The 26844-nt window shown below is 65.1% G+C and carries 26 protein-coding genes and 2 pseudogenes; 10 read left to right on the top strand and 18 right to left on the bottom strand.

The features are described from left to right. Positions 1–121: 121 nt before the first annotated feature. The 3 genes from B4N44_RS00815 to gloB form a co-directional block, all read right to left on the bottom strand. Positions 122–595: a hypothetical protein gene (locus tag B4N44_RS00815; RefSeq protein WP_349681049.1), complete on the bottom strand. Its 474-nt coding sequence runs from the start codon at positions 593–595 to the stop codon at positions 122–124. Between the two features lie 111 nt (positions 596–706). Continuing rightward, complete coding sequence (lnt, locus tag B4N44_RS00810; RefSeq protein ID WP_296695740.1) at positions 707–2230, bottom strand: apolipoprotein N-acyltransferase; 1524 nt, start codon at positions 2228–2230, stop codon at positions 707–709. Between the two features lie 164 nt (positions 2231–2394). Next, entirely contained in the window at positions 2395–3171 is a 777-nt protein-coding gene (gloB, locus tag B4N44_RS00805) for a hydroxyacylglutathione hydrolase (RefSeq protein WP_296695738.1), read from the bottom strand. 281 nt (positions 3172–3452) lie between these two features. Here gloB and B4N44_RS00800 point away from each other — a divergent pair, with 281 nt between their 5' ends. The 3 genes from B4N44_RS00800 (at position 3453) to B4N44_RS00790 (ending at position 7162) form a co-directional block, all read left to right on the top strand. Further along, a complete protein-coding gene (locus tag B4N44_RS00800) occupies positions 3453–4469 on the top strand; it encodes a hypothetical protein (protein ID WP_296695735.1) in 1017 nt (338 codons plus the stop codon). A 201-nt stretch (positions 4470–4670) separates the two neighbouring features. After that, positions 4671–5771, top strand: coding sequence for an AAA family ATPase (locus B4N44_RS00795; RefSeq protein ID WP_296695732.1), 1101 nt, complete (start codon positions 4671–4673; stop codon positions 5769–5771). A gap of 32 nt (positions 5772–5803) precedes the next feature. Further along, on the top strand, positions 5804–7162 hold the full coding sequence (locus tag B4N44_RS00790) for a DUF2201 family putative metallopeptidase (protein ID WP_296695729.1): 1359 nt from the start codon (positions 5804–5806) through the stop codon (positions 7160–7162). A gap of 126 nt (positions 7163–7288) precedes the next feature. Here the strand turns inward: B4N44_RS00790 and B4N44_RS00785 are convergent, their stop codons facing one another. The 12 genes and pseudogenes from B4N44_RS00785 to pyrG form a co-directional block, all read right to left on the bottom strand. Then, a complete protein-coding gene (locus tag B4N44_RS00785) occupies positions 7289–7648 on the bottom strand; it encodes a sulfur globule family protein (RefSeq protein ID WP_232407108.1) in 360 nt (119 codons plus the stop codon). Positions 7649–7783: 135 nt separating this feature from the next. Continuing rightward, positions 7784–8386 carry a protein disulfide oxidoreductase gene (locus tag B4N44_RS00780; RefSeq protein ID WP_296695720.1) on the bottom strand — a complete coding sequence of 201 codons (603 nt, stop codon included), beginning with the start codon at positions 8384–8386 and terminating at the stop codon, positions 7784–7786. Beyond that, on the bottom strand, positions 8376–10607 hold the full coding sequence (locus B4N44_RS00775) for a peptidoglycan-binding protein (RefSeq protein ID WP_296695717.1): 2232 nt from the start codon (positions 10605–10607) through the stop codon (positions 8376–8378). The genes B4N44_RS00780 and B4N44_RS00775 overlap by 11 nt, the downstream gene beginning before the upstream one ends. Before the next feature lie 178 nt (positions 10608–10785). Further along, the gene (locus B4N44_RS00770) at positions 10786–12048 is read right to left on the bottom strand and encodes an MgtC/SapB family protein (RefSeq protein ID WP_296695716.1); all 1263 of its coding nucleotides are present in this window, start codon (positions 12046–12048) and stop codon (positions 10786–10788) included. Between the two features lie 124 nt (positions 12049–12172). After that, entirely contained in the window at positions 12173–13222 is a 1050-nt protein-coding gene (gene truD, locus B4N44_RS00765) for a tRNA pseudouridine(13) synthase TruD (protein WP_296695713.1), read from the bottom strand. A gap of 1 nt (position 13223) precedes the next feature. Continuing rightward, a complete protein-coding gene (gene ispF / locus B4N44_RS00760) occupies positions 13224–13697 on the bottom strand; it encodes a 2-C-methyl-D-erythritol 2,4-cyclodiphosphate synthase (RefSeq protein WP_296695709.1) in 474 nt (157 codons plus the stop codon). A 100-nt stretch (positions 13698–13797) separates the two neighbouring features. Beyond that, positions 13798–14508, bottom strand: a complete 711-nt coding sequence (gene ispD / locus B4N44_RS00755) for a 2-C-methyl-D-erythritol 4-phosphate cytidylyltransferase (protein ID WP_296695706.1) — start codon at positions 14506–14508, stop codon at positions 13798–13800. Beyond that, entirely contained in the window at positions 14505–14813 is a 309-nt protein-coding gene (gene ftsB, locus B4N44_RS00750) for a cell division protein FtsB (RefSeq protein WP_296695703.1), read from the bottom strand. The genes ispD and ftsB overlap by 4 nt, the downstream gene beginning before the upstream one ends. Before the next feature lie 61 nt (positions 14814–14874). Beyond that, positions 14875–16152: a phosphopyruvate hydratase gene (gene eno, locus B4N44_RS00745; RefSeq protein WP_296695700.1), complete on the bottom strand. Its 1278-nt coding sequence runs from the start codon at positions 16150–16152 to the stop codon at positions 14875–14877. A gap of 378 nt (positions 16153–16530) precedes the next feature. After that, on the bottom strand, positions 16531–17367 hold the full coding sequence (gene kdsA / locus B4N44_RS00740; protein ID WP_296695698.1) for a 3-deoxy-8-phosphooctulonate synthase: 837 nt from the start codon (positions 17365–17367) through the stop codon (positions 16531–16533). After that, positions 17364–18665: pseudogene (locus B4N44_RS00735) on the bottom strand (CTP synthase); the annotation flags it as partial. The pseudogene B4N44_RS00735 and the gene kdsA, both read right to left, overlap by 4 nt. A gap of 85 nt (positions 18666–18750) precedes the next feature. After that, positions 18751–19137 (bottom strand): annotated as a pseudogene (gene pyrG / locus B4N44_RS00730) (CTP synthetase); the annotation flags it as partial. 328 nt (positions 19138–19465) lie between these two features. On the opposite strand from pyrG, the gene B4N44_RS00725 reads away from it, so the two are divergent. Further along, complete coding sequence (locus tag B4N44_RS00725) at positions 19466–19852, top strand: sulfur globule family protein (RefSeq protein ID WP_296695697.1); 387 nt, start codon at positions 19466–19468, stop codon at positions 19850–19852. A gap of 171 nt (positions 19853–20023) precedes the next feature. Beyond that, positions 20024–20782: a fumarate/nitrate reduction transcriptional regulator Fnr gene (fnr, locus tag B4N44_RS00720; RefSeq protein ID WP_296695695.1), complete on the top strand. Its 759-nt coding sequence runs from the start codon at positions 20024–20026 to the stop codon at positions 20780–20782. A 203-nt stretch (positions 20783–20985) separates the two neighbouring features. On the opposite strand, the gene dnaQ is transcribed toward fnr, so the two are convergent. The 3 genes from dnaQ to B4N44_RS00705 all read right to left on the bottom strand — a co-directional run bounded on the left by dnaQ (position 20986) and on the right by B4N44_RS00705 (position 23082). After that, the gene (dnaQ, locus tag B4N44_RS00715) at positions 20986–21708 is read right to left on the bottom strand and encodes a DNA polymerase III subunit epsilon (protein WP_296695690.1); all 723 of its coding nucleotides are present in this window, start codon (positions 21706–21708) and stop codon (positions 20986–20988) included. Positions 21709–21896: 188 nt separating this feature from the next. Beyond that, entirely contained in the window at positions 21897–22328 is a 432-nt protein-coding gene (rnhA, locus tag B4N44_RS00710; RefSeq protein ID WP_296695688.1) for a ribonuclease HI, read from the bottom strand. Further along, complete coding sequence (locus B4N44_RS00705) at positions 22321–23082, bottom strand: class I SAM-dependent methyltransferase (RefSeq protein WP_296695686.1); 762 nt, start codon at positions 23080–23082, stop codon at positions 22321–22323. The genes rnhA and B4N44_RS00705 overlap by 8 nt, the downstream gene beginning before the upstream one ends. Before the next feature lie 178 nt (positions 23083–23260). Between B4N44_RS00705 and B4N44_RS00700 the strand changes: the two genes are divergently transcribed. The 5 genes from B4N44_RS00700 to mobA all read left to right on the top strand — a co-directional run bounded on the left by B4N44_RS00700 (position 23261) and on the right by mobA (position 26800). Next, complete coding sequence (locus tag B4N44_RS00700) at positions 23261–24688, top strand: transglycosylase SLT domain-containing protein (RefSeq protein WP_296695684.1); 1428 nt, start codon at positions 23261–23263, stop codon at positions 24686–24688. A 76-nt stretch (positions 24689–24764) separates the two neighbouring features. Continuing rightward, complete coding sequence (locus B4N44_RS00695) at positions 24765–25136, top strand: DUF2237 family protein (protein WP_296695682.1); 372 nt, start codon at positions 24765–24767, stop codon at positions 25134–25136. An 82-nt stretch (positions 25137–25218) separates the two neighbouring features. Next, entirely contained in the window at positions 25219–25707 is a 489-nt protein-coding gene (locus B4N44_RS00690; protein ID WP_296695680.1) for a L,D-transpeptidase family protein, read from the top strand. Further along, on the top strand, positions 25704–26132 hold the full coding sequence (locus B4N44_RS00685) for a phosphate-starvation-inducible protein PsiE (RefSeq protein ID WP_296695677.1): 429 nt from the start codon (positions 25704–25706) through the stop codon (positions 26130–26132). The genes B4N44_RS00690 and B4N44_RS00685 overlap by 4 nt, the downstream gene beginning before the upstream one ends. A gap of 53 nt (positions 26133–26185) precedes the next feature. Further along, positions 26186–26800, top strand: coding sequence for a molybdenum cofactor guanylyltransferase MobA (gene mobA / locus B4N44_RS00680; RefSeq protein WP_296695674.1), 615 nt, complete (start codon positions 26186–26188; stop codon positions 26798–26800). The last annotated feature ends 44 nt before the right edge of the window (positions 26801–26844 follow it).

The raw sequence follows: 26844 nt of genomic DNA, 5'->3' as shown, positions 1-26844 counted from the left end.
CTGAGGAACGACGCTAATCACCTAAAAAAATATAAAATTCGAAATCGCGTCCCCGCGAAGGTCCGTGGATGCACCAAACGTCGAACTCACGCGAAAGTGAGCATCTCGCTCTGAACGCGGTTTAGGAGCCGAAGGCGATGCCCATCAAAAGGACCACGCCGACCTTGAAGGCTACGGCGATCGCCGCGCCCTGACCGAGCGTGATCTGAAAGGTATGGCGCAGGATATGGCCGGCCACCACGACGCTCCACACGAAGACCACCAGAAGCAGGAGCGCGCCGAGTGCGGCTAGATCGGTCTCCTGCGAGCCGGTGGGATTGAAGCTGAGCGGAATCAGCGCGATCGCGCCGATCACGATCCCGCTGCCCAAAAGCGCCGTTGCAGACTGATTGAAACGCGCATCGAGACGCAGGATACGCAAGGCGACGAAGAGTGCCGCGAGCGTCATCGCAAGCTCGAACAGGGTCTGCGCAAAGCTCGCCCCGATCGACAAACCGGCGACGAGACCAATCAACACCCCGACGACGAGACTCGCAACCGCGACGACGGCGAGCAGAACCTCCGAGGCCGGAAGATCCTGCGGGGTTCTGCGCAATGCACACAGCTCAACAAAAAATAAGATCAAGGCCTGCACGGTCACATCCTTCGGCGAAACCTGAGTCAATCATAACCGGCCGAGTCGCTGCCGGGACAACCTTCGTCTCGATCAAGCGACGCCGGAGCGCGCAGGGGCAAAGCGCACGAAGCCCACACCGAGCAGCACCAAGCCCGCCGCAAGCCCGATCGCCGGAGCATTGCCGAGCCGCACATAAGGCGTCGCGCCGACGTAGGGCCGAACCTCTGTTGCGAAATCCCCGCGCACGAACGAGGGCACCGTCCCGAGCACCCGTCCGTGCTGATCGATGATCGCCGAGATCCCCGTGTTGGTGGCGCGCAGCAAATAACGACCGTTCTCGAGCGCCCGCATCCGCGCCATTTCCAGATGCTGATGCGGCGCCAGCGAATCGCCGAACCAGGCGTCGTTGCTGACGTTGATCAGGAACTCGGCCTCGGGCAACGCCTGCGACACCTCCGCCGGAAAGGCGTCCTCGTAACAGATGGAGACACCCGCCACGCGATCGCCCACCGCAAGCAGGGGACGCTCCGCGCTGCCGCGACTGAAATCGGACATGGGAACCTCGAAGAGATCCACCAAGGGCCCGAGCCATGCCTTGAAAGGCATGAACTCGCCGAATGGAACCAGATGGCGCTTGGCGTAAAGATCCTCCCGACTACCGATGCTGAGCAAGGCGTTGAAGTGACGCCCGGTGTCCGACTCCATGACCGGGATGCCGAGGACGATCTCGGTCCCCTCCTCCCGCGCCCGGGCGGCCATGGGCTCGACGAGGACCTCGCGCACATGATGCAGGAAATCCGGGATCGCCGTCTCGGGCCAGACCACCAGATCGGCGTCCAGATTCCGCTCGGTCAGCTCCCAGTAGATCTCCATCGTCGAAACCAGTAGATCGGGATCCCACTTCATCGCCTGCGGGATGTTCGCCTGCACCACCGCGGCACGAAATCCCGGCCCGGACGGCGCGGTCCAGGACACCTGCTTCAGGAGCATCCCGCCGCCCCAAATCAAGACCAGCGCGATGGCAGCCGCCATGCGCCCCCGCCCGGGCCAGCGCAGGATCCCCCAAACCAAACCCGCCGACAACAGGATCAACAGACCGACGCCGTAAACGCCGAGGATCGGTGCAAACCCCGCGAGCGGTCCGTCGATCTGGGTGTAGCCCAAGCTCAGCCAGGGAAAACCGGTGAACAACCAACCTCGCAGCCAGTCGACCAAAAGATAGAGACCGGGGAACAGAAGGAGCGGGACCAGCCACGCCGGCCCCCGATCCAGGCGTCGAACCAGCCAACCCAAGAGCCCGAAATAGAGCGCCATCGACGCCACGAAGACCCCGGTCAGCAGGTGCGCCACCCAGGTGTCCATATTGCCGAACTCGTTCAGGCTGATCCGGATCCAGAAGACCCCGAAGCCCAGCAGACCGACGCCGAAGAGCCAACCCCTGAGAAAACCGATCCGAGGCGAGGCCCCGGTCAGCGCGGCCAAGAACCCCAAGAGGCCAATCAAGACGAACGGATACCAACCGAAGGGCGCGAATCCGAGCACCGTGACGGCGCCGCTTGCGCAGGCGAGCACGGCCGACAGGAGCGGGGCAACGCGAGAGGGCGGCGACAACATGGATTCACGTCCCGGGCTTGCAAATGACCACGCGGAGGATGACTGCGCGGGTTCTAACAGCCGACAGGATCCGGGTCAAACCTAAACCGCGTCCCTGCCGAGGTCCCGGAGGAGCTCCGAGCATTGAGCTGACTGCAAGCCCGACGTCTCATCTTGCACGCGGCTCAGTCGTAGGCCTCGTCCTTCCATCGACGCAACGCCTTGAAGACCTCTCGAGCCGAGCCAAGCGAGCGTCCCGCGGCACGCTCGGCGGCTTGAACGACCTCCGGAATGCGGGTGCGTAGAAAGGGGTTGGTCGCCAGCTCCAGCTCGAGACGCGACGGGACCGTGGGTAGGTCCATCGTCCGTCGTTTCCGATCGGACTCCATCCGCGTGCTCAGCGCGGCGCTGCCGGGCTCGACCCAGTCGGCAAAGCCGAGATTCGCGAGCGTGTATTCATGCGCGCAGTAGACCTGTGTCTCGGGCGGCAGTGCAGCGATTCGGTCCAAGGAATCCGAAAGCTGCTCGAAGGTGCCGTCGAAGACGCGTCCGCACCCGCCGGCAAACAGCGTATCGCCGCAGAACAGGCTGCCGGCCCCCAGGTAGGCGATGTGCGTGGAGGTGTGACCCGGCACCTCCATGACACGACAATCGATACTCAGGCCCTGCGGGCGCACGACCGCCCCCTCGCCCAAATGATCGGTCAGGTCGCGGATCCTCCGGTCGACGGGGCCATAGATACGCGCCTCGGGAAAGACCGAGCGCAGCTCGCTCAATCCGCCGATGTGATCGCCGTGATGGTGGGTGACCAGGATGGCGGTGAGGACGCGATTCTCGGCACGGAGGAGCCCAAGGACCGGATCGGCATCGCCCGGGTCCACGACCACGGCCGTTCCAGGCGTCTCGGTCAGCAGCCAGATGTAGTTGTCCTCGCAGGCAGGGATAGGGCGAATCTCGAGCATGGACGGCTCCGGGGCATCAATCGTCGACAGGGCGCGCCGCAAGACATCCGATGTGTCGGACGTCTCGGCAACTCGGCTATGATCACACGAACCGGGTCGCGGCGCCGTGTCGACCCACTCGCGCCCGGCCAAGCACCGAACCGGTGTCCGGACCCATAACCGGACATTTGTTGATGTTGTCTACGAGTGTTCGGGCGTTACAGTTGCGTTTCGGACGCGCGGCTCGATGCGGGTGCGGTGACGTCCCGGTCTCCCCAATCCGTTGCCGGCGAGGACTGGCTATGAGCACGCATCCGTTGACACATCACGAGATCTTCACACTGGTCGAGCCCTTCACGCGGCGCGCACGGCATGTCGACCTCGCCGCGAGCGACCGTCTCGAGCGACGCCTTCTCTTCAAACCCTTCGATCACGGCGAGGACGCGGCAGAGCTGAGCGGCGTGCGCGAGATCCTACTGCTCGAGAACCCCAAACCGGACAGATTCCGACTCACGCGCACCCTGCGCCATCCCGACGGCTTGGAAGCGGATCTCGTGATCGAAGGCCCGGACCCCGGTGAGCTTCTCGATCGCGTCGAGTCCGTTGATCCAAGGCGTCATTTTCGCGAGAAAAGCGGATACAGGATCGCCCGCAGCTACCGTTTGGAATCCGCCGCGGGAGGTGGCGTCGATGCCGCTACCCCGAAGCGCCTGCTCTTGACACGCGGCGTGGCCCACGTCGAGGGTCTGACCCTGACCATGAAGACACAAACCGGGCGCGGCATGCCGGCGGAGCTTGAGCTGCACGCCGAGGACGGCGATACCATCGTGTTGCCCGAGGACATGCTGGCGGTGATCGGATGGGATTGGCGTCGTCTGAATCGGGTCAAGGCCTGTTGGAAGAGCACCCTGCGCTTACGCGGAAAGGAGCCCGACCGCAGCCGCGATGCCGAGGTCAAGCTGACCCGAACCGTCGCGCATCTGGCCGAGACGCTCCGCGAGCCGCCCTTGCACTATCATGAGCGGCTGGTCGCGGCACGTTGGAACGTCGCCTTTCGGCGCGCGCTCCCGCTGCTGATCGGTCTTGGCCTGATCTTGGGTGCACCCGCGATTCAGTTTCTGGAGCTCTCGGACGAATCGCTGATCCGCATGCTGATCTTCCACTCCCCGCCCCTGCTCATGGTGCTCTTCTTCTCGATGAAGGAGATGCCGCGCATCGAGATCCCGCCCTTCCCGAAACCCTTGACCGCATCGGCTTGGCGAGAAGCCCCCTCGAGCCCGCCCGGCGAGATCCCGAAGACGTCGACTCAGGAGGTTTAAACCGCGCTCGGAGCGAGATGCTCAATTTTCGAGTGAGCTCGACGTTTGGCGCATCCACGGCCCTGAGCGGGGACGCGGTTTATAATTTTAATCTCTCAAACCGCGCCGTCTCCAGCGGTCGTCAAATCCGCCGGGGCCGATCCCATCCAAAAACAGCGCATACCGCACTGGGCGCAGTTTAACCGGAGATCAGCAGTCAAGATGCTCGGCAACCCGATGAACATCCCGCCCGTCTCGATTGCCGCGGCCAAGGCCGCGCTGGTCGAGCAGTATTCCGATCCGATTCTGCGCCGACGCGCATCCATGCTCTGGGGCACGCGCGGCGTGGGCAAGTCCTCGATCGTGCGTCAGGTCGCCGACCACTTCGGGGTGCCTTTGGTGGATCTGCGCCTGACCACGATCGAGCCGGTCGACATCCGCGGCGCCATCTATGCCGACGACACCCTGGCCAAGACGGTCTGGTTCCCGCCCGAGTTCCTACCCTCGCCCGCCCAACCGGACGGCATCCTCTTTCTCGACGAGCTCACTGCCGCGGATCAGCGACTGCAGATCTCGGCCTACTCGCTGATCCTCGATCGTCGAGTCGGTCACTATCGGCTGCCGGACGGCTGGCAGGTGGTGGCCGCGGGAAATGCGAGCTTCCACGGTGCGGTCTGTCACGACATGGGCACGGCCCTGGCCGATCGGATGTTCCATTTCAACGTGCAGACCGCCATCGATTCCTTTCTGGCGTATGCGATGGCCAGGGACTTCGCACCCGAGGTGATGGCCTTTCTGAAGGTCCGCCCGGACAAGCTCGACGACACCCAGTCTCAGCTTGCCAACGACCATCTGATCGGTGCCAGCCCGCGCGGCTGGGAGGACATCTCAAACGTCCTGAAATCGGGGTTGTCGGAGGGGACCAAGCGGGTCTTCGTGCAGGGGCGCATCGGCGCCGCCAATGCCGCGGAGTTCTTCGGCGTGCTGCGCGAGATCCAGGCCGGCACCGACGTGGTGCGCCTGCTGGCCAGCCGCCCGGGTCCGGAAACCGCCGCCTTGCTGCCCCGCACACTCGACGGGCTCTACGGCATGATCTACGGGCTGCTCGCCGCCAGTACGGACGCCGACACCCTGGCGAGAGCACTCGAGATCGTCGAGCAGTTTCCGGACATCCGAAGCGAAGTCCCGCTGCCGATACGCGAGTCTCAAACGCTCGCGATGGAGCTGCTGCTTCAGAGGGCGCTGGAGTTCGGGTTGGAGGCGACCGTTTTGGACAGCGCAAGCTACCGGCATTACCTGGAAGAGCGGCGGAGTGATGGATAAGTGGTGAGTGGCGAGGGACGAGTTGAATCCTGATGCATGATCTTTACCGGCATCGCGGGACGCGGGCGATTCAGCAGATGGTGGAGTTCGCGCCGTCCACGGGCGGGCTGGCGCTCTGGGTGAAGCACCGGGATCTGCCGCCCGAGATCGACCCCGGCCCGGTCGCCACCGACGGGGATACCGTCTATTACGGCGCCTCCTTCGGGCGGTTGGCGCTGCACGCACAGGTCGGTCTCGTCGCGCACGAGGTGCTGCATATCGCCTTGCGGCATCCTCAACGCTATCTGGATCTGCAACAGCTTTTGGGCGACGTGGACCTCGAGCTCTTCAACATCTGTGCGGACGCCATCGTCAACAGCGCCCTGAGTCACTTAAGCTGGCTCGAGCTGCCGGTCTCCTCGGTGTTTCTGGAAAAGCTCCTGCTCGCCACACTCGGCATCGATGTCGGTGTCGAGAAGGCCCTGCTCGAATGGGATGTCGAGCGCCTCTATCGCGCGATCGACGACCGCCGGGCAGCCGACAAGAGCCGCGCCCGAAAGACCCGCCGACGTCGCCGCGGCGGCATCGGCGACAGCCAACCCGGTGCGGAGGGTCGCGCGTCGCAGGAGGAGATCGACGAGTCGTCCCGATCCGAGGCGCGGGAGGACGGTCCGATGTCCGCGCGCGTCAGGTCACTCGGCGCCGAGACTCACGCCGACCTCTTCCCGCAACCCGACGCGCAGAAGCAACCCGAGCTGGAGGCCGAACAGGCACGCGAGTGGAGCGAGCGCATCCTGCGTGCCCATGCGGGAGACGGTGCGCACTCGATGCTGCGTGCCCTGATCGCGGATCTTCCGAAGATCCGCACGCCCTGGGAGCAGATCCTGCGCACCCAGCTGGCACGCGGTCTCTCGATTCAGCCCAATCTTTCCTGGTCCAGACCGGCCCGATCCTACATCGCCAATCAGGGCCGGATCGGGCCGGGTCGGCGCCTGCCTTGGGAGCCCGGCATCAGCTCGGCGAAGTCGGTGCCGCGCCTGGTGGTGATCGTCGACGTCTCCGGCTCGATCGAGGACACGCTGATGGAACGCTTCGCCGGCGAGATCGAGGCGATCACGCGACGCTTGGAGGCCGGCCTCGTGCTGGTGATCGGCGACCGCATCGTGCAACGGGTCGCGCACTTCAAGCCGGGGCAATCGGACCTGCGCGCAATCGCATTCAACGGCGGCGGCGGGACGGATTTCACCCCGCTCCTCGAAGAGGCCGACAAGCACGGCCCGGATATCGGCGTCGTCCTGACCGATCTGGACGGCCCCGCACATTTCAGACCACGTTGGCCCGTGATCTGGGCCGTGCCCGAATCCTATGCAACGCCGGAGCAGCCGTTCGGACGCAAGCTGATCCTGAGCTGATGGTCGGTCTCGGCGGATGCGATGGTCGGCTGATCGAGAGCGCACGCGCACAACGAAAAAGGCCAGGCTGATGCCTGGCCTTTTTTGTGCCGATGCGCCCGAGGCACACCGGCATTCAAGCAGGGCTTACTTGACTTGGGGCTGAGCCGGAGCAACCGGCGCCATCGGGGCAACCGGCGCTGCGTAGGGGTAGGCATAAGGGTAGCCGCCACCGTAGTAAGGGGCGCCATAACCGTAGTAGGGGTTGTTGTAGCCGTAGCCATAACCGCGACCCTGACCGCGGCCGTAGCCACGCCCGCTGCCGCCGCCGCTCATACCGAAGTTGAAGTCGCCGTAGCCGTCGCCGAACATGTCGCCGAAGGTATCGCCGAGACCGGAGCCGTAGCCCGGGCCGTACCCGCCGGCACCCGGACCCCACCACGCGGACGCGGAAGCAGATGCACCGAGGAGGGCGGCGATGGCAGCAGCAGTTGCAAGCTTGTTCATTCTAGTCTCCGAATCGTTTTATATGTTGTCGGCAGCAAGCGTGAAGTCCGTATCGGCCTCCACTGGCGAGCAGTATATTAGAAATAACTAAATTAGCAAGCGCTAATTTACGATTGGATTGCGGTATGTCGGTGTTCAACGCGACTGCTTGGAAAGGAAACCCTGCTCGGGCTGCCTGAATGCTGCGGGCTCCGGTGCACTCTCGGGCGATGCCGGGTCGGCCCGCCACAAACGCCAACGCAGGCCGGGCTGGGTGGCGATCCCGACAACGGCATCGTGGATCCGGCCGGAAGAATCGACCACGAAGGTGGCCGGCACACCGACCACGCCCCACCGATGCGCAATCTGCCCGGTCGGGTCGGCGATGACCGGGAAGGCGTGACCCGCCTCCGCCATGTAGCGACTCAGCTCCCGGGGACCGCCCGATTGCATCGCGACGCTCACCACAGCGTGATCCTGTGCGATCGCGGCGACGGCACCGTCCATCAGACCGCAGACCGGGCACCAGCTCGCCCAGAAGTGCACCAGCACCGGCCGTCCTGCAAGCGCGGCAAGGTCGAACGCCTGGCCATCCAGGGTGACGCCGACGAGCGGCGGTGCAGCGCCCGTGGCCAAAGGTCGCGCCTTCCACCATTGGACGGCGCCGAAGATCACCAGGATCAGCACGATGTTGATGACCCAATCGCGCAGACGTTTCGAGCGCCGAGCCGAGACGTTCGGGGTCGACTCACCGGACATGCGGAAGACCCTCGAAGAGGCCCTCGAACCGGGGCTCCGGATCGAGGTCCGCGAGCCCGGCGAGCCGCAGGACATCGGCCGGGCCCCGCGCCTCTCGACGAATCCCGCAGATCGGCGGTCTGCCCGCCCAGATCTGAACCGAGCACATGGGACCGGACAAGGGCCGGAAGATCTCGGCACCCATCGGCGGCAACCCCAGCAGACCCAGGGTCGCGGCGTCCAAGGCGCCGCCGGTCTTGCGCAGACCGTTGCGCCACTGGAAGGCGTCGAGCGCGTCGAGTGTTGCCGTGTCGACATTGCCCGCGAACGGCATTGTCTTATAGGACACGCGCTTCTTCTTGTTCTTGTCGCGCCAGACGGATTTCCGGGTTGGCTGTTTCAGGAGCTCGCGCTCGGCCAAGGCCGTCTGCAGCTGAACCAGGTGCGGCGCGGCCAATCGCTGCAATCGGCTCGGCAACGTCTTGATTCGACTTAGATCGGGCGCGTCGACCAACGACACCTGCTGGCCGGCCTGCAGCGCGGCATAGCGCGCGATGCGGCGATCGTAGATCGCGAGCGCGACGCGCTCGGCCGGCATGAGGCGATGCCGATGCTCCGGATCGTCCGGCTCGGCCTTACCGACCGCTTCTCTGAAGTCGCGCAGTGCCCTCTGCACCGCAGGATCGCCCGTGTCGGTCCCCGACGCATCCGCGGGCAAGAATCCGAGGTGACGCAGTGCCGCGGCTGCGCTCGGGGGCAGCGTCTGCATCGGCAGGTCCTCGCCTCGGCCCACCAGCGCGGCCAAGAGGGCCTTGTAGTGGCGTGTTTCGTCTCGATCGAGCGGCCCGGTCACCAGGGCCGCAGACACTGTCACGCGTTGGTCCGGCCCGTGATTGAAGTTCGCGGGCTCGACCGGCTTGGCCGGATCGAAGACCCACTTCGGCATGTCGCCGCCGGCCAAATCGAAGCCGACACCGTACTTGGCCCGCACCATCGACGGCTGGCTCTCGGCCCGCACACGCCGGGCCAGATGATCCATGAACTCGCCCCAGGTGTAGGGCTGCGTCTGCCCGCGGCCATCGCGATAGAACATCCCGAGGTTGCCCGTGACCGTCGGCGAGTCGGCGGGCAGACCCCATTGCGACGACAGCACCGGCGGCGCGTCGAAGGCGGTGTCGGTGTCGGGCGCGGGCGCATAGGCCGCGTCCATGAGCGCCGGCCTCGACACGGCGACATCCTCCGAGGGCCGGCGCGCGCGAATCATTACATCCGCGGGCTGCTGCAGCGACCCGGACAAGGGATCCGCCCGGCGCAGACCGAGTGGCTCGGAGCGATTGCGCACCGAGCCGAGGCTCGAATCCGCGTCGGCCCACCGGGCGATATCACGCGCGATATCCCCGTGCAGGCTCGCAATATCGGTGCCCGATGCCGCGCCGCCCGGCCAATCCTGCAGGGGCGACGGCGGCTCTTCGACAGGCTTCACGCAGAGGGTATCCCGCGCCGCACCGCGCGCCAGCGCCAGGATCCGGCGACCTTCCCCGGCGCCGAGAAAGTGAAAGAGATAATCCTCCTCGGGTGTCGTCGCACCCGAATCCAGACTCAGATAATGCTTGGCAAAGGCAAGCACCGCGAAGTTGTGACGCAGCAGCTGGAGCTCCTCGTCCTTGGCATCGCGCACGCCCTCGATCGTGTCTCGGATCAGATGACGCACCTGAGCGTCGGAGAACGGGCCTTCACCCAGATCCATGGGATCGCGATCCGCCGCAGCCTCGGTCGCGCTCAGCAGCTCGGCGCCGTACTTCTTGACGATGCCGTGGAAGGTTGCCGGGAGGAACTGCCACACACCGGTCGCCGAGCCCAGCCGGCCTTCGGCGATGGTGGGCCGAACGTGGTCGTTCCAGGTGTAGGCGCTTTCCATCTCTCCGGTGGCCAAAGCCTGCCCGAGATTGGCCCCGGTGCGCTCGGCGACCTCGAGCAGAACGAGCATCTGTCGCGGAGAGATATCCTGTGTTCGGTCGTAGTCGCGCCACCGAGTCTCCGACCAAGCGCGATAGGCCGCGAGCATAAGCTCATGCGTACTGCCGTCCGTGGTATAGACGGCATCGGTCACCGAGACTGCGGGCGTCGCATCCTCCTCGCTGAACTCAGCCGTGACCGACCCGGCGTCTGCCGACATCGAGGTCATCACGCAAGCCGCGACCCCGAGGAGATCGCGCATGAAGCCGGACTGTCTCATCCTCATTGACGATTGCCTCCTTTAAACCGCGTCCAGAGCGAGATGTTAAACCGCGCCGGCTCCAGCGGTCGTCAAGTCTGTCGGGGCCGATCCCATCCAAAAAACATCGCATACCGCGCCGGGCACGGTTTAACCGACCACGTGGATCGACTTGATCGAGATGACAAGCAAAGGCAACGGCCGTTCAAACAAACGTCCACCAAGCGACGGCAAGGCCGGCCAGGCCCGCAGAGAGCAACGGCAGGGTGACGCGCAGACCCAGCGCAGGGCCACCGACCGAAGCTGCAATGATGCCTTTGACCAGACTGTTGACCGCCGCGGCGATGACGATACTCGAGACCGCAATGCCGGCGGGGAGCTCATCCCGGCTCATGCGCGCGATCGCGAGTGTGATGGCATCCACATCCGCAATACCCGAGGCGGCGGCCAGCATCATGACGCCGCTCGTACCGACCCAGCTCTCGATCCCTTTCGCCGACACCATCACCAACGCCAGCAGAAGCCCGAAGCCGACCGCGGATTTCAGCTCGAGCGGGTTGTCGAGGAGCGCGTCCGCCTCGCCGCCGTCGTGCGACTGGGTCATCCAAAAGAAGGCCGCGAATCCGTAGGCGATCAGGGCCATCGTCGCGGCAGGCCAGAGCAAGGACGGCAGCAATGGCGGGTGGATCAGCGTCGACACCAACAGCATCCGGGGGAACATGGTCGCGCAAGCCACCAGGATGGCGGTGGCCAGAACGGGGGCCATCTCCACGCGGGCGCGCGCCAGGCGCGAGAAATGCAGAGTCAGCGCGGTCGACGACGCAAGCCCGCCGAAGAGCCCGGTGAACAGAATTCCGCGCCGAGTCCCCACCAGCTTCATCGCGTAATAACCGACGAAGGAGATGCTTGCGATCAGCACGACCATCCACCAGGTTTCACGCGGGTTGACGGCATTCCAGGGGCCATACCCCTGATCCGGCAACAGCGGCAACGCCACCACCGAGATGAGCAGCAGGGTAAGACCGGCCTTGAGATCCTTCTGCTCGATGGCGTGGATCCAGCGATGGATGAGCGGCTTGGACCCGAGCAGCAGGGCCGTGACCACGGCCGCCGCCGCGGCGGCGGCCGGATGGCCGAGCACCGCAAGCGCCCCGAGCAAGAAGGTCATCAAACCGGCGACGAGGCTGGTGATGCCGACATCCTCGTCGTGCCTGTAGTCCAGGATGTGGGCAACCGTCAGTGCCCCGGCAAGCCCCACGAAGATGAGTCCCAGCGTCAATCCGCCCGAGGGTCCAGTGACGAGTCCGGAAATCCCGCCGAGAAACCCGATCAAGGTGTAGGTGCGAACACCGGCCACGCGTCGTCCTTCTTCGGCGCTGCGTTCCTTCCAACCGCGCTCCACGCCGATCAGCAGACCGATGGCCAAAGCGACACCAAGCCCGACAAAGACCCGGGGTTCCTCGACCATCACGCGAACGCGTCGGCTTGGCTCGGGTTGCGCTTCAGGGCAGCTGCCGGACCCGCGCCGCAAGAGGCCCTGCAGATGCAGGCGAAATGCTGCCCTAGTCGGCGCCGGGGCGCCCGGATCACACTCATACAAGCCCTCCGATCTCGACAAGCTCGCGCAGAAGCGTCGTCGCATAGGCGCCCGCAGGCAGAGAGAAGGTCAGCCGCAATCCGCCGTCGACCCGTTGCGCGCCCAGATCGGCCACCGGCAGGCGCAGTGACCGACGCTCCTGCGCCAGAGCGAAGGCGGCGAGCCCCTCGCACCAGGTCGGGAAGCGCATGCCTGCCGCGTCTTCGAGCTGTCGGACCGAAGCGCGCGACGGCAGCTCGCCCTTGCCCCACAGTGGACCCGTCGGGTGCACGTCCATCTCCTCGCAGCGCGCGATCGTCGATGCGTCGAGGGTCTCGGCGAGGAAATAGGAGTTGGATCCGGCGAGCTGGAGACAGTCTCCGTCGAGCGGACTGTCCCAGTCCCCGCGCCGAACCCGTTCGGCCAAGACCTCGTTGAAGATCTGCGAGCGTGCCGCGGAGAGCCAGAGGCCGGACAGATGACGGGGTACACGACCGGCCGTCCCGGCGAAGAGTGCATGGGCACGCACCAGATTGGAGTGGTCATGCCCGAAGCGTTGCTCGCCGAAGTAGTTCGGGATCCCGCGCACGCGGATCCTCGCAAGCCGCTCGTCGAGCCCGGGTAGGGTCTCGCGGTCGAGCTCGCGGACCAGGATCTCGAAACGGTTTCCGGCCAGGGCGCCCCGCTTGAGCTTACGTCGATGCGGGTGCGATTCCAGGACCTCGATGCCCTCCTCGACAAGGCCCGACCAATCGGGTATGCCCTCGCGCGGACGCGGGATCGAGAACCACTGCAGCGTCACGGCATGCCGGTCCTTCAGACCGGCATAGCCCACCGTGGAAACCGGCACACCCGCGACACGGGCCAGGCGGCGTGCCGCCCATTCGGTGTTGGCGCCGGTCTTGCGCACCCACAACAGGAGATGATCGCCCTCGCCGTCCGGGGCGAACCCGAGCTGCTCCTCGACCCGGAAGTCCTCCGGTCGAGCGCGCAAACGTCCACCGGCGAGGGCAGCGCCGTGCGCTCGGGGTAGCGAGTCGACCGGTATCCAGCTCGGCAGCGACACCTCAGGCGTCCGCCAACAGCACCACGGCGCTCGCCGCGATGCCCTCGCCTCGGCCCGTGAATCCCATCTGCTCGGTCGTGGTTGCCTTCACGTTCACGCGCGCGGGGTCGCAGCCCATGTCCGCGGCAAGACGGGCGCACATCTGCGGGATATGAGCCGCGAGCTTAGGGCGCTGGGCGATGATGGTGAGATCGGCGTTGTGCACGCGCAGCCCGCGCTCGGCGAGGCTCTCGATCACGCGCCGGAGCAAGATGCGGCTGTCGATGCCGGCATAGGCTGCATCCGTATCCGGAAAATGCCGACCGATGTCGCCGAGCCCGGCCGCACCGAGCAAGGCATCGCAGAGTGCGTGGATAGCCACGTCGCCGTCGGAATGCGCGAGCAGCCCTTGATCGTGCGGAATCTGTAGGCCGCCGAGCACCAGCGGGCGTCCGGGGCCGAAACGATGGGCGTCGAAGCCCTGACCGATGAGCATGTTGGAAAGCCTCCAGCCTCCAGCCCTCGGCCTCACGCCACGTGCACGCGCGCGCAACGGTGGGCGGAGGCAGGAGGCTGGGGGCTCTTGCGAGTTTGGATTAGCCCAGCCGCCCCTGCTGTTGCAGATAGAAGCGGGCGAGCGGGAGATCCTCGGCGCGCGTGATCTTGATGTTGTCGGCATGGCCTTCGATCAGGCGCGGGGCTTGACCGATGCGCTCCATGGCCGAGGCGTCGTCGGTCACCAGATGGTTGGCGGTCAGTGCGTCGATCAATGCGGCACGCAACCGGCCGAGACGGAACATCTGGGGTGTGAAGGCATGCCAGAGCGAGGAGCGATCCAGCGTCGCGCCGATGCGATCGTCCGGCTCGGCCCGCTTCATGGTGTCGCGCACCGGGATGCCGAGCAGGCCGCCGACCTCGTCATCGATCAGCCCATCGATCAGGCGGTCGAGATCGGCCGGGCGCAGACAGGGTCGCGCCGCATCATGCACCAACACCCAATCCTCGGCATGGGCGTGGGCACCCAGTGCATCGAGCGCATTCAGGACCGAATGGCAGCGCTCGGCACCGCCGTTCGCACGGCTCACCTTGGGATGGTCGGCATAGGCCGTCGCGCTCCAGTAGCGATCGGTCGGGTCCAGCGCAACCACGACGCCTCGGATCCGCACGTCGGCCACGAAGAGATCCAACGCATGATCGATCACCGCGCGACCGGCGAGATCCAGATATTGCTTCGGCGTCGCACTGCCCATGCGTCGACCCACGCCGGCGGCAGGGAGCACGGCCCACAAGGCCGGTGAAGGGCTCATCGCTTCACCTCCGGGGGCGTCTTCTCCGGTGCGTTGCGCTCGATGACCTGGATGAAGATCTCGCCCGGTTTGATCATCCCCAGATCGCGGCGCGCGCGCTCCTCCAATGCCTCGGCCCCTTCGCGCAGGTCCATCACCTCGGCTTGAAGCTCCTGATTGCGCGCACGCAGACGCACCAGCTCTTCCTCCTGAGCCGCGATCTCGTTCTTGAGCCCATGCACCTCGGCCAAGCTCCCCTCGCCGACCCACAACCGAAACTGCAGGCCGGTCAACAAGAGGATCAGCACGAGGATGAGAAGGCGCATGGAGGGTGTCTTCAGTGTCGGCAGCAGGGGACGGAGACGCCCGACCCCTGCCCGCCAACCATCAAAGCCACTTGAAGGCAGAGCGACCCGCATAGGTGGCCTCGTCGCCCAACTGGTCTTCGATGCGCATCAGCTGGTTGTATTTGGCGACCCGGTCGGAGCGCGACAGCGACCCGGTCTTGATCTGGCCCGTGCCGGTCGCAACGACCAGATCGGCGATGGTGGTGTCCTCGGTCTCGCCCGAGCGATGCGAGACCACGGCGGTGTAGCCGGCGGTGTGGGCCATGGCGATCGCCTCCAGGGTCTCGGTCAGGGTACCGATCTGATTGACCTTGATGAGGATGGAGTTGGCGATGCCCTTGTCGATCCCTTCCTGCAGGATCCTCGTGTTGGTGACGAAGAGGTCGTCGCCGACGATCTGGACCTTGCCCCCGAGACGCTCGGTCTGGCGCTTCCAGCCGTCCCAATCGCCCTCGGCCAAGCCGTCCTCGATGGTGATGATGGGGTATTTCTCGACCCATTCGAGCAGAAGGTCGGTCATGCCGTCGGAGTCGAGCGTGCGGCCTTCACCCTTCAGATGATACTTGCCGTCCGTGTAGAACTCTGACGCGGCCACGTCCATACCGAGATAGATGTCCGAGCCCGCCTTGAATCCCGCCTTGTGGATCGCCTCCAGGATCGCCTCGATCGCCGCCTCGTTGGAGGGCAGGTCGGGGGCAAAACCGCCTTCGTCGCCGACGGCGGTCCCGAGGCCACGCCCGTGCAGCACGGCCTTCAGCGCATGAAAGACCTCGGCACCGTAGCGCACAGCCTCGCGGATGCTGGGCGCGCCGACCGGCAGGATCATGAACTCCTGGAAGTCCACGCTGTTGTCCGCGTGCTCGCCGCCGTTGATGATGTTCATCATGGGCACGGGCAGACGGTAGGGTCCGGTCGCGAGCGACATGAAGAGCGGCAGCGCCTTCTCCTGCGCGGCGGCATGCGCTGCGGCGATCGAGACACCGAGCAGTGCGTTGGCGCCGAGGCGGGCTTTGTTGTCGGTCCCGTCGAGCGCAATCATGGTGCGATCGAGCGCCGCCTGGTCGCCGACCTCCATGCCGACGATCGCGTCGCGCAGCTCGCCTTGGATGTTGGCGACGGCGGTCAAGACGCCCTTGCCGCCGAACCGTGAGCGATCGCCGTCGCGCAGCTCGAGGGCCTCGCGCGAGCCGGTCGAGGCGCCGGACGGCACGATGAAACGGCCGATCGCACCGTCGGCCGTGATGACATCGGCCTCGACTGTGGGGTTACCGCGGGAGTCCAGAACCTCGCGGGCGCGGACATCGACGATCTCGGACATGGCATGTCTCTCCAAAAACAGGAACGGAGCGATTCATCAAGGGAATCGCATGGGTATACATATACCGAGCGCACGTGGGTTTTTCGCCGCATCGCACGCCGGGCCGGCGTTGCGCCTCCTCGCCGTAGGGGCCGCTGCGTCTCATCGGCGCGCCTTGTCCCGACGCGCGCGGGATGCACCCTGCTTACCGAAAAACCCACCTGCGCTCGGTATACCTCAACGGGGAGTCTCGCGACGATCGGTCCGACGCAGGCGCGCGGCCGATCGCGTTGTTCGACTCAACCTGGATCCGGCAGGACACTCCTGAACACGGACCCGCTCGGGCAGACGGGAAGAGCCGGGCTCGCCGGCCAGACCGAATGTCGCCTCACACCGACCTCAGAGCGATTGCTCCGCGAAACCTGCCGATTTCACCAATCGATCGATCTGAACCAGGGTGTCGAGCAAGGCGCGCATCTTATCCAGAGGCCAAGCGTTCGGGCCGTCGCTCAGGGCCACATCGGGATTCGGGTGGGTCTCCATGAAGAGACCGGCGACCCCCGCGGCCACCGCGGCACGGGCCAAGACCGGGACGAACTCGCGTTGACCGCCGGAACGATCGCCTTGTCCGCCCGGCAGCTGCACCGAGTGTGTGGCATCGAAGACGACCGGGCAGCCGGTCTCGCGCATCACACAGAGGGCGCGCATGTCCGAGACCAGGTTGTTGTAGCCGAAGGAGACGCCGCGCTCGCAGACCATGATCTGCTCGTTTCCGGTCGCGCGCGCCTTCTCGACCACGTGGCGCATGTCCCACGGGGCGAGGAACTGCCCCTTCTTGATGTTGACCGGCTTGCCCTGGCTGGCGACCGCTTGGATGAAATTGGTCTGGCGACAGAGAAAGGCCGGCGTCTGAAGCACATCCACCACATCCGCGACCTCGCACAGCGGCGTGTCTTCGTGCACGTCGGTCAGGATCGGGACGTGGATACGCTCGCGCACGGCCTGCAGGATCGCCAATCCCTGCTCCAGCCCGAGACCGCGGAAGCTCGCCGAGGAGGAGCGATTGGCCTTGTCGAAGGACGACTTGTAGATCAAGGGGATCCCCAGGTCGTCGGTCATCTCCTTGAGTGCACCGGCCGTGTCCTCGGCCAGTCCGGCGCTCTCGATCACGCAGGGACCGGCGATCAGGAAGAGCGGTCGATCCAGCCCAACCTCGAAACCGGGGAAGAGCATCATGCGGGTGCACCCTGCACCAGCTGACGCCGCGTCAGCGCGGCGCGCACGAATCCGCAGAAGAGCGGATGCCCGTCGCGCGGGGTCGAGGTGAACTCCGGATGGAACTGGCAGGCGATAAACCAGGGATGGTCCGGGATCTCGACGATCTCGACCAAACGGTTGTCGAGCGACCAGCCGGAGAAGCGCATCCCGGCATCCTTCATGACGTTCAGGTAGCAGATATTGAACTCGTAGCGATGCCGATGGCGCTCGCGGATCTGCGGCTTGCCGTAGACGCTGCGCGCCAGGCTGCCCGGTTCCAGACGGCAATTCTGACCGCCCAATCGCATCGAGCCGCCCAGGTCCACGCCCTCGGCACGGGTCTCGATCCGCCCGCGCTCGTCGCGCCACTCGGTGATGAGCGCGATCACGGGGTGCGGGGTCTGGCGATCGAATTCGGTGCTGTGCGCGCCTTCCAACCCGGCGACGTGACGCCCGTACTCGATGACGGCGATCTGCATCCCCAGACAGATCCCGAGATAGGGGATGCGCTGCTCGCGCGCGTAGCGGGCCGCCTGAATCTTGCCTTCGATCCCGCGCTCGCCGAACCCGCCCGGGACCAGGATGGCATCGAGCCCTTGGAGACCGTCGGTCCCCTCCTGCTCGAGCACCTCCGAGTCCAGATAGACGATCTCGACCTTGGTCTTGGTGTGCACGCCGGCGTGGGCCAGCGCCTCGGAGAGCGACTTGTAGGCCTCGGTGAGGTGCATGTACTTGCCGACCATGCCGACGCGCACGACCTGCTCGGGATGATCGAAACCTTCCAGGACGTGATCCCATTCGCGCAGATCCGCCTCCGGGGCCTCGATCCGGAACTGGCGCACGACCAGATCGTCGAGCTTCTGATCATGCAGCAGGCGCGGGATGCGATAGATGTTGTCGGCATCCACGGCCGAGATGACTGCATCCTCGGTCACATTGGTGAAGAGTGCGATCTTGCGACGCTCCTCGTCCGGCAGATTCTTCTCGGCGCGGCACAGCAAGATATCCGGCTGGATACCGATCGAGCGCAGCTCCTTGACCGAGTGCTGTGTGGGCTTGGTCTTGATCTCGCCTGCGGTCCGGATATAGGGCACGAGGGTGAGATGCATGAAGAGCGCGTTCTCGCGCCCCTCCTCCACCCGCATCTGGCGGATCGCCTCGAGGAAAGGCAAGGATTCGATGTCGCCGACGGTTCCGCCGATCTCGACCATGGCCACGTCCGCGCCCTCGGCACCGAGACGAATCGCCTGCTTGATCTCGTCGGTGATGTGCGGGATNNCGGATCGCCTCGAGGAAGGGCATCGCCTCGATGTCGCCGACCGTGCCGCCGATTTCGCAGAGCACGAAATCATAGTCGTCATTGCCTTCCAGCACGAAGTTCTTGATCTCGTCGGTGACGTGCGGGATCACCTGGACGGTGGCGCCGAGATAATCGCCGCGGCGTTCCTTCTCGATGATGTTCTTGTAGATGCGCCCGGTGGTGATGTTGTCCTGCTGGTTCGCCGACCGGCCGGTGAAGCGCTCGTAATGGCCGAGGTCGAGGTCGGTCTCGGCCCCGTCGTCGGTCACATAGACCTCGCCGTGCTGGAACGGACTCATGGTGCCCGGATCCACGTTGATATAGGGATCGAGCTTGATCATGGTCACCCGCAGGCCGCGAGCCTCCAGAAGCGCCCCGAGAGACGCCGACGCGATGCCTTTACCGAGCGACGAGACGACACCGCCGGTGATGAAGATGAACTTGGTCATGGGGGTAGAGGAGGCAGTCGAGGGCAGTGGCCCGGATCCGCCAACAAGCTACCAAAAACCCCGCATCTGCTCAATGCGAATGCCGCCGAGCCGCTGCTCGGAAGGGGCTCGACAGAAAACGTGGTGCACTCCGACAGAGGACAGCTCCGTGTATACGTGTAAAGGCGAGACCTTCACAAGACCCGAAGAGGTGTTCTATAGTCGGCACGGTTTCGCGATCGGCGAGACACACCCTCTCGGCGTTGCAGGCGCTCGTCAGGATCGGGCGCCGTCGCAGCGGCCTTGATCGATGTCGAAGACTGATGAACTAAAAAGAGGAGCGTCAACGATGCGTCAGACAGCAAGATTGATGGGTGCAGCCGCCATCGCAGGTGCCGCCGCCTTCGCCGTGAGCCCGGCGCAGGCCTGGTGGGGACCTGGCTGGGGTGGTCCGGGCTACGGCGGCTACGGCCCCGGCTACGGCTCCGGCCTCGGTGACCTGTTCGGCGACATGCTCGGCGACGGCTGGGGCGACTTCAACATGAATATGAGCGGCGGCGGTCGCGGCTATGGCCGTGGTCGCGGCTACGGGTACGGACGCGGTTACGGGTACGGCTATCCGGGCTACGGCTACGGTTACCCCGGCTACGGTTACGGCTATCCGGGTTACGGCGTCCCCTACTACGGCGCGCCCTATGCCGCTCCCGCCGCGCCGGCGACCGGCGAAGCAAAGTAAACCAAACGCAGATTCGGCATGCTCGCGTCAAGGCCGCGCCCGCGAGGGCGCGGCCTTTTTTGCGGGTGTTTTGCGGGTGCCGGTCGGACCGATGACAAGAAGATAATCTTCGCTTGATCCAGATCAAGCGACGGTTCAAAATCTGCCGACCGAAGATCGAGGGTCGATGCCGTGAGCCACCATAAAGTCATCTCGCTGGAGTCGATTCGCATCGCCTGCAGGAATTGTTCACTGTCGTCGCTCTGCCTGCCCATGGGTCTTGCACCGGACGATGTCGAGCGGCTCGACGAGATCGTAAAACGCACACGCCCGCTCCACAGGGGGGACTTTCTGTTTCGCGACGGGGACCGATTTCGCTCGCTCTATGTCGTGAAAACCGGCTCCGTGAAGACCTTCGCACCCAGCCCCGAGGGCGGCGAACAGGTGCTGGGTTTCCATCTCCCCGGCGAGGTGATCGGGCTAGATGCCATCGACAAGGACATCCACGCCTGCTCGGCAAAGGTGCTCGAGACGTCCGCCATCTGCGAGCTCCCGTTTACCCGGCTCGAAGAGCTGACCGCAACCATCCCCAGTCTGCAGCATCAGATGTTCCGTCTGCTCAGCAAAGAGATCGGGCACGACACCGATATGCTCTTGCTGCTCGGCAAGAAGAACGCCGAAGAGCGGCTCGCCGCCTTCCTGCTCAGCCTCTCCAAACGCCTGCACAAACGCGGGCTGTCCGCCACCGATTTCTATCTGAGCATGTCTCGGCATGAGATCGGCAATTACTTGGGTCTCGCCGTCGAGACCGTCAGCCGACTCTTCACGCGCTTCCAGGACGACGGCCTGATGAACGTCGACCGCAAGCACATCCAACTGCTCGACGTGGGCATGCTGGAGTCATTGGTGGGCGGCGCCGGGCAGAATCGGCGCCAACAGCAGCAGAGCTAAACGAAACTGCACCCGGTGCGGTTTGAGATGCTCGTCGGCCTGGATCGGGCCCGGAGCGATCGACAATCCTTGGAGTCGGCGCAGTTTAGGAGCTTAAAAAACCAGAATTCCGAACCGCATCGCCACCGAGACTGCAGCCCCCAAGACCACCCAAGATTGAGATGACGCATTTTGCGCTGGACGCGGTTTGGGCCGTGGCGGCGTCATCCTGCGACGCGAAGCCAAAGACAACCGTCGGCACTTGCCGCTTGGATCGCCGCGAGACGCTCGGCGTGGGCGGCGAGCGCGGCCGGGTCGGCGGTGACCACGCGCAGTCGCGGCCGACTCGGATCGAGCCGGCCGCGATGCCGAACCTCCTCCCCGGAGCGAGACGGTGTCGCAAGCTCCTCCCCGAGACTCAAGGCCACCTGCCCTCCGGTCATGGCGAGATAGACATCCGCTAGGATCTCGGCATCGAGCAGAGCGCCGTGCAGGTCGCGATGGCGATGATCCACGCCGTAGCGCTTGCACAGGGCATCGAGGCTGTTGCGCTGCCCTGGATGCATGCGCCGGGCCATGAGCAGCGTGTCCGTTATCTCGCACAGATCCCCGATCCGCGGTGCCTCGGCATTCCAGACGGCAATCTCGCGATCGAGAAACCCGAGATCGAAGGCCGCGTTGTGGATGATCAGCTCGGCCCCCTCCACATAGTCCAGGAAGCTCTCGGCGACCTCGGCAAAGCGCGGCTTGTCGGCGAGAAAGGCGTTGGTGATGCCGTGCACATCCGAGGCGCCCGCGTCGATCTGCCGATCCGGCTGGAGATAGCGGTGGAAGTTGTGTCCAGTCAGGCGGCGGTCGATCAGCTCGACGCATCCGATCTCGATGATGCGATGGCCGGCCTGGGGATCGAGACCTGTGGTCTCGGTATCGAGCACGATCTGTCTCATTTAAACCGCGTCCAAAGTGAAAACCGCTGCGTTGCGGGAAAGCGAATCCACGCAGACTCCAAATGGCCCGTACCTGCCGCGGTTTAAAGAGGAAAATTTCGCTGTCCGAATCGCGTTTGCGCCGACGCAAACCGAGTCAGGCGACGCAGAATCGATTCGAAAACCGCGCATCTCCTGCCGAACGCGACTCAGCCCCCGATTCCTCGATTCGCCAGTCGATCCGCACGCTCGTTCTCGACATGCCCGGCATGCCCTTTGACCCACTTCCAGCGCACCTGATGGGCGCCGATGGCCGCATCCAAACGCTCCCAGAGGTCGCGATTCTTCACCGGCTTGCGATCCGCCGTCTGCCAGCCGTTGCGTTTCCAACGCGGCATCCAGTCCTCGACACCGCGCTTCACATATTGGGAGTCGGTGACGATCTCGAGACAGGTCGGACGCTTCATGGTCTCCAGCGCCATGATGACCGCCATCAGCTCCATGCGGTTGTTGGTGGTCGCGCGCTCGCCGCCGCAGAGCTCCTTTTCGACCTCGCCCCATCGCAACAGCACACCCCAGCCCCCGGGGCCGGGGTTGCCTTTGCAGGCGCCGTCGGTGTAAGCGCGCACGCAGTCAGGCATGACCGGCACTGCGTGTCGTCGGCTCCGCCGCACCGCCGCGCAACAGCGACCGGCGCCCCCAAGCCGGGCGCAGCGGCGTCAAGGTCGCCACGCGCTTGACGGCGCGGATCAAATAGACGCCGCCCAGGATCGGCCAGAGGCGCCGCCCCAGGGTATCGAATGCCGCACAGCTCGGCCCCAAGGCGCGCCGGAACGGCGGCCGAAACATGATGTGCTCGCGACGCTCGATATCGAAACCCAACATGGACAACCAAACCTCGATTTGAAATGCGGTACGGAAATGCCCGCACCAGGGGACCTGCGTACCGGAACCGTGCAGAAGTGACCAAAGGCCCCAGGCACTCAGCGCATTGAACCCCAACAGGATCACCCGCCCCTCCGGGATCAGGACGCGCTCGGCCTCGCGGAGCACCGCCTGGGGATCGGGCGAGAAATCCAAGGTATGCGGCAGCAAGAGCGCATCGATCGAATCGCTCGCGAGCGGCAGCCGGCTCGGCAATCCGACGATCTCGCGTCCACCGTGACCCGAGGGCTGCTCGCAGGGCATCAGGATGCGATGGCGGATCCGACTCGAGGCCATCGCGTCGCGAAAGCTCTCGGTCACGCCGATCTGAACCAGGTAATAGCCGAAGGTGTCGCTCAGCAGCCTCTGAACGCACGCGCTCTCGAGCGCCGCCACCTCGGCTCCGAGCGGCAACCGGTACCAGTCTTGTAGTTCTGCCAGGGGTGAACCCGGACCCTTGCGCACAGTCATTCCGATGCCTCTTGAAGGGACGCATGTTAACCGTGATTGAGCGCAGTGTCGTGCAGGCGTGGGCCGAATTTCCTGCGGTCGGATCTGGAATTGATGGCCGGCTTTGGGTATGATGCCTTCCTAATTCCTGGAAAACGCGATTAAACAATTACTTACCGGGAATTCCTAGGGGGGAAACATGCCCGATGCCGCTCGTATGGCGCGCACGCTCGGCGCGCTCGGCGTTCTCACGCTGCTCTTGAACGGTTGCGCGACAGAGACCCGCACGGTCGAGAACGACCTCGGAGACTCCGGCTACTCAGGCATGGTGTCGGCGCGCGAATACGGATTCGTCCGACCGGCCACGGATGTGGTGGTCATGGAAAGACGCACGGCGGGGCGTGCGGGGCGTGCGGATTCGAACGGTGACCTCTGGAACCGTGTCCGCACGGGGATGACCCTCGATCTCTACGCAGACGCGCGCATCGACAGCACCGCAGAGCGCTTCCGCCGAGACCCTCAGTATCTCTCCAGGATGTCCCAGCAGGGGATGCCCTATCTGCACATGATCGTGACCGAGATCGAGCGGCGCGGGCTGCCGATGGAGCTCGCCTTCCTGCCCCATGTCGAAAGCCGGTTCAATCCGGTTGCCACATCGCCCAAGGCGGCCGCCGGGATCTGGCAATTCATGCCCTACACCGGGCTCGAGATGGGCTTACGACAAGATACCTGGTACGACGGGCGGCGCGATCCCCTGGCCTCCACCGGCGCGGCACTCGACTATCTCGAGCAGCTCAACCGACGCTTCGACGGCGACTGGGCGCTCGCGATGGCCGCTTACAACTGCGGCCCGGGTTGCGTGGCTGCGGCACAGGCCGCCAATCGCCGCAGCGGCAAGCCAACCGACTACTGGTCACTCGACCTTCCGAACGAAACCAAGCAATACGTCCCGCAGATCCTCGCCACCGCACGCCTGGTCGCCGCACCGACCCGCTACGGCCTCAACCTTCCCCCGGTGCCCGATCGCCCCCAGCTCGAGGTGGTCCGCACGCATCAGCCGGTCGATCTGAACCGGGTTGCCTCGGCGACCGGTGTTCAGCTCTACGAGCTGCAGCGACTCAACCCCGCCCTCAAGCTCGGACGGACGGCCCCCGACGGCCCCGGTCACATCTTGGTTCCGGCCGGAACCGGTCAGCGGATCGGCAAGAAGATGGGCCAGATCCAGATCATGCCGGCCTTGGCCTCCGTGGTCCAGTCTCGATCCAGCGCCGTGACCCGCTCGAAGGTCGCGCGCGCCGAACACCACAAGATGCATACGGTGAAGGGCGGCGAGACCATCGCCTCGATCGCGCGCGCGTACGGTATCGAGCCACGCACACTCGCGAAGCTGAACGGCGTCTCCGTTCGCGAGTCACTGCTCTCGGGCCAGACGCTCAAGGTCCAGGCGACCGACGACTCCGCATTGATCACGCACCTGGTCACCAAGGGCGATTCGGTCAAGACACTGGCAAAACGCTATGGCGTCAGCGTCAAGGATCTCCAGCGCTGGAATCGGCTCGCCGAGACGCGACTGAATCCGGGCGACCTGATCCTCATCTATCCGCCGCGACGCGCACCGACCTCCTGACACCGGATTGTTGCGACTGATACACTCGCCGGTATGGCGCTACCTGCTCCAGAGGCGCTCCCGAGGGGACAGTCCGATGAACGACCACAAAAACGTCTTGGGTGAGCCGCTCGAGGTGTGCTCGCTCGATCCTTTGACCGGCTTCACGCGCACCGGTGACTGCGAAACCGGCCCGCGGGACGCGGGATCCCACACGGTGTGCGCGCGCATGACCCGCGAGTTCCTCGAGCTGAGCCTCGCCCGCGGCAACGACCTTGTAACCCCCCAACCCGAATACGGTTTCCCCGGCCTCAAACCGGGCGACCGCTGGTGTCTCTGTGCCGCGCGATGGCGGGAGGCCTTCGAAGCCGGCGCAGCCCCGCGCGTCGTCCTGAGAGCAACCCACGAGCGCGCACTCGAGATCGTCAGCCTCGCCGACCTCAAGTCGCATGCCTTCGATCTGTCGTGACGCGCGGGCGAGATCAGGTCGAGCAGCAGGACGCGCCTTGATCATCGCGATGCTGTCGATGCTTTCGGCGCACGCACCGGGGATGTCGTATCTCCCCCTCGCGGATCCGAGCGAACCTCGCAACCGCGACCCGTCGCATCCGACACCCTCGGGCAAAGCAGACCGGTTGGTCGTCAAGAAGGCCGAGCGTCGTCTCTACCTGATGCGGGGCGACCGGGCCTTGCGGAGCTACGAGATCGCACTCGGGTTTCAACCGATCGGGCACAAGACACGCGAAGGCGATGGCCGCACTCCCGAGGGACGCTACCTGCTCGACCGGCGAAACGACCGAAGCCGGTTCCACAAGGCGCTGCACATCTCCTATCCGAGCCCCGGCGACCGGTGGCGCGCCGAGCGTCGCGGCGAGCCGCCCGGAGGGATGATCCTGATCCACGGCCAACCGAACGGGAAGAATCGCTCGATGCAGACCGAGGATGACTGGACGCTTGGCTGTATCGCCGTCTCCAACCCGGAGATCGACGAGATTTGGTCACTGACCCTAGACGGGACGCCGATCGAGATCCTGCCATGAACCCTAAGCCATCGCAATCACGCATCATGTCGGTCGGCGGGCGTCTGCTCGCCTGGGTTGAGGTCGTCGGTCTGGTGGTGATCGCCATCGCGACGGTCATCGCCGGTATTCAGGAGATCATGGAGATGGTGGAGCGCCACGAGGTCAATCTCGGCGATCTTCTCCTGCTTTTCATCTATCTGGAAGTACTGACGATGGTCGGCATCTACCTGCAATCCGGCGCCTTGCCGATCCGCATGCCGCTCTATATCGGAATGGTTGCCCTCGCACGCCACCTGATCATCGACATGAAGGAGATGACCGAGACCGCGATCATCGCCACCTCGGTCGCCATCTTGATTCTGGCACTCGCCGTGTTCCTCATCCGTTTCGGGCATGTCCGCTTCCCCTACAGCGCCGCGAGCCGGGACGAGGATGCGGGTTGATCGGGACGCACGTCGGGGCGATACCCCCGAGCGAACTCACATTCGGACTCGAAATGAAGCGCACCGCGCCGACACCGAGCGAGATCACCGGGGTCATCTTGGCCGGTGGCCGAGCGAGCCGCATGGGTGGCGTGGATAAGGGTCTGGCGGAGCTCGCCGGTCGCCCGCTGATCGAATGGGTACTGAACGCCCTCGCGCCACAGGTGGGCGCGTTGCTCATCAACGCAAACCGTCACCACGAGATCTATGCGAGATACGGCGTGCCCGTGATCGCCGACCCCGACCCCGGATTCAACGGACCCTTGGCCGGGATGCTGAGTGCCATGCGCGCGGCCCGAACCGATTGGATCCTGACCGTCCCGTGCGACGGGCCTCTGTTGCCGCCGGATCTAGCGAGCCGACTCATCGCAGCGCTGGCGTCGAGCGAGATGTCTTCGGCGACGGTCACCGAAGGTGGGCGTATTCACCCAGTGTATGCACTCATCCCGGTCTCGCTCGAAGAGGCGCTATCGGCCGATCTGAAAGCGGGCACTCGCAAGGTCGGAGAGTGGATCTCTCGATATCGGCCTGCCTTGGCGGACTTCAGCGATCGGTCGCAGGCGTTCGCCAACATCAATTCGGCCGAGGACGTCGCGCGACTCGCATCGCAGCTGATGCAGCCGAGTTGAAAGTCAGGGGCGAGCCCGGTCGCTGCAGAGGATCGGACCCGGCG

This window comes from Thiocapsa sp. UBA6158 (assembly GCF_002423035.1).
GTDB lineage: Bacteria > Pseudomonadota > Gammaproteobacteria > Chromatiales > Chromatiaceae > Thiocapsa.
The sequence above is the reverse complement of the archived record's forward strand: the minus strand, read 5'-3'. Positions and strand labels throughout refer to the sequence as shown.

What these genes read in the sequence shown, in the direction of transcription:
- lnt (WP_296695740.1), bottom strand. Translation starts at nt 2,230, where the DNA reads ATGTTGTCGCCGCCCTCTCGCGTTGCCCCGCTCCTGTCGGCCGTGCTC.
- gloB (WP_296695738.1), bottom strand. Translation starts at nt 3,171, where the DNA reads ATGCTCGAGATTCGCCCTATCCCTGCCTGCGAGGACAACTACATCTGG.
- B4N44_RS00800 (WP_296695735.1), top strand. Translation starts at nt 3,453, where the DNA reads ATGAGCACGCATCCGTTGACACATCACGAGATCTTCACACTGGTCGAG.
- B4N44_RS00795 (WP_296695732.1), top strand. Translation starts at nt 4,671, where the DNA reads ATGCTCGGCAACCCGATGAACATCCCGCCCGTCTCGATTGCCGCGGCC.
- B4N44_RS00790 (WP_296695729.1), top strand. Translation starts at nt 5,804, where the DNA reads ATGCATGATCTTTACCGGCATCGCGGGACGCGGGCGATTCAGCAGATG.
- B4N44_RS00785 (WP_232407108.1), bottom strand. Translation starts at nt 7,648, where the DNA reads ATGAACAAGCTTGCAACTGCTGCTGCCATCGCCGCCCTCCTCGGTGCA.
- B4N44_RS00780 (WP_296695720.1), bottom strand. Translation starts at nt 8,386, where the DNA reads ATGTCCGGTGAGTCGACCCCGAACGTCTCGGCTCGGCGCTCGAAACGT.
- B4N44_RS00775 (WP_296695717.1), bottom strand. Translation starts at nt 10,607, where the DNA reads ATGAGGATGAGACAGTCCGGCTTCATGCGCGATCTCCTCGGGGTCGCG.
- B4N44_RS00770 (WP_296695716.1), bottom strand. Translation starts at nt 12,048, where the DNA reads ATGGTCGAGGAACCCCGGGTCTTTGTCGGGCTTGGTGTCGCTTTGGCC.
- ispF (WP_296695709.1), bottom strand. Translation starts at nt 13,697, where the DNA reads ATGCTCATCGGTCAGGGCTTCGACGCCCATCGTTTCGGCCCCGGACGC.
- ispD (WP_296695706.1), bottom strand. Translation starts at nt 14,508, where the DNA reads ATGAGCCCTTCACCGGCCTTGTGGGCCGTGCTCCCTGCCGCCGGCGTG.
- ftsB (WP_296695703.1), bottom strand. Translation starts at nt 14,813, where the DNA reads ATGCGCCTTCTCATCCTCGTGCTGATCCTCTTGTTGACCGGCCTGCAG.
- eno (WP_296695700.1), bottom strand. Translation starts at nt 16,152, where the DNA reads ATGTCCGAGATCGTCGATGTCCGCGCCCGCGAGGTTCTGGACTCCCGC.
- kdsA (WP_296695698.1), bottom strand. Translation starts at nt 17,367, where the DNA reads ATGATGCTCTTCCCCGGTTTCGAGGTTGGGCTGGATCGACCGCTCTTC.
- B4N44_RS00725 (WP_296695697.1), top strand. Translation starts at nt 19,466, where the DNA reads ATGCGTCAGACAGCAAGATTGATGGGTGCAGCCGCCATCGCAGGTGCC.
- dnaQ (WP_296695690.1), bottom strand. Translation starts at nt 21,708, where the DNA reads ATGAGACAGATCGTGCTCGATACCGAGACCACAGGTCTCGATCCCCAG.
- rnhA (WP_296695688.1), bottom strand. Translation starts at nt 22,328, where the DNA reads ATGCCTGACTGCGTGCGCGCTTACACCGACGGCGCCTGCAAAGGCAAC.
- B4N44_RS00705 (WP_296695686.1), bottom strand. Translation starts at nt 23,082, where the DNA reads ATGACTGTGCGCAAGGGTCCGGGTTCACCCCTGGCAGAACTACAAGAC.
- B4N44_RS00700 (WP_296695684.1), top strand. Translation starts at nt 23,261, where the DNA reads ATGCCCGATGCCGCTCGTATGGCGCGCACGCTCGGCGCGCTCGGCGTT.
- B4N44_RS00695 (WP_296695682.1), top strand. Translation starts at nt 24,765, where the DNA reads ATGAACGACCACAAAAACGTCTTGGGTGAGCCGCTCGAGGTGTGCTCG.
- B4N44_RS00690 (WP_296695680.1), top strand. Translation starts at nt 25,219, where the DNA reads ATGTCGTATCTCCCCCTCGCGGATCCGAGCGAACCTCGCAACCGCGAC.
- B4N44_RS00685 (WP_296695677.1), top strand. Translation starts at nt 25,704, where the DNA reads ATGAACCCTAAGCCATCGCAATCACGCATCATGTCGGTCGGCGGGCGT.
- mobA (WP_296695674.1), top strand. Translation starts at nt 26,186, where the DNA reads ATGAAGCGCACCGCGCCGACACCGAGCGAGATCACCGGGGTCATCTTG.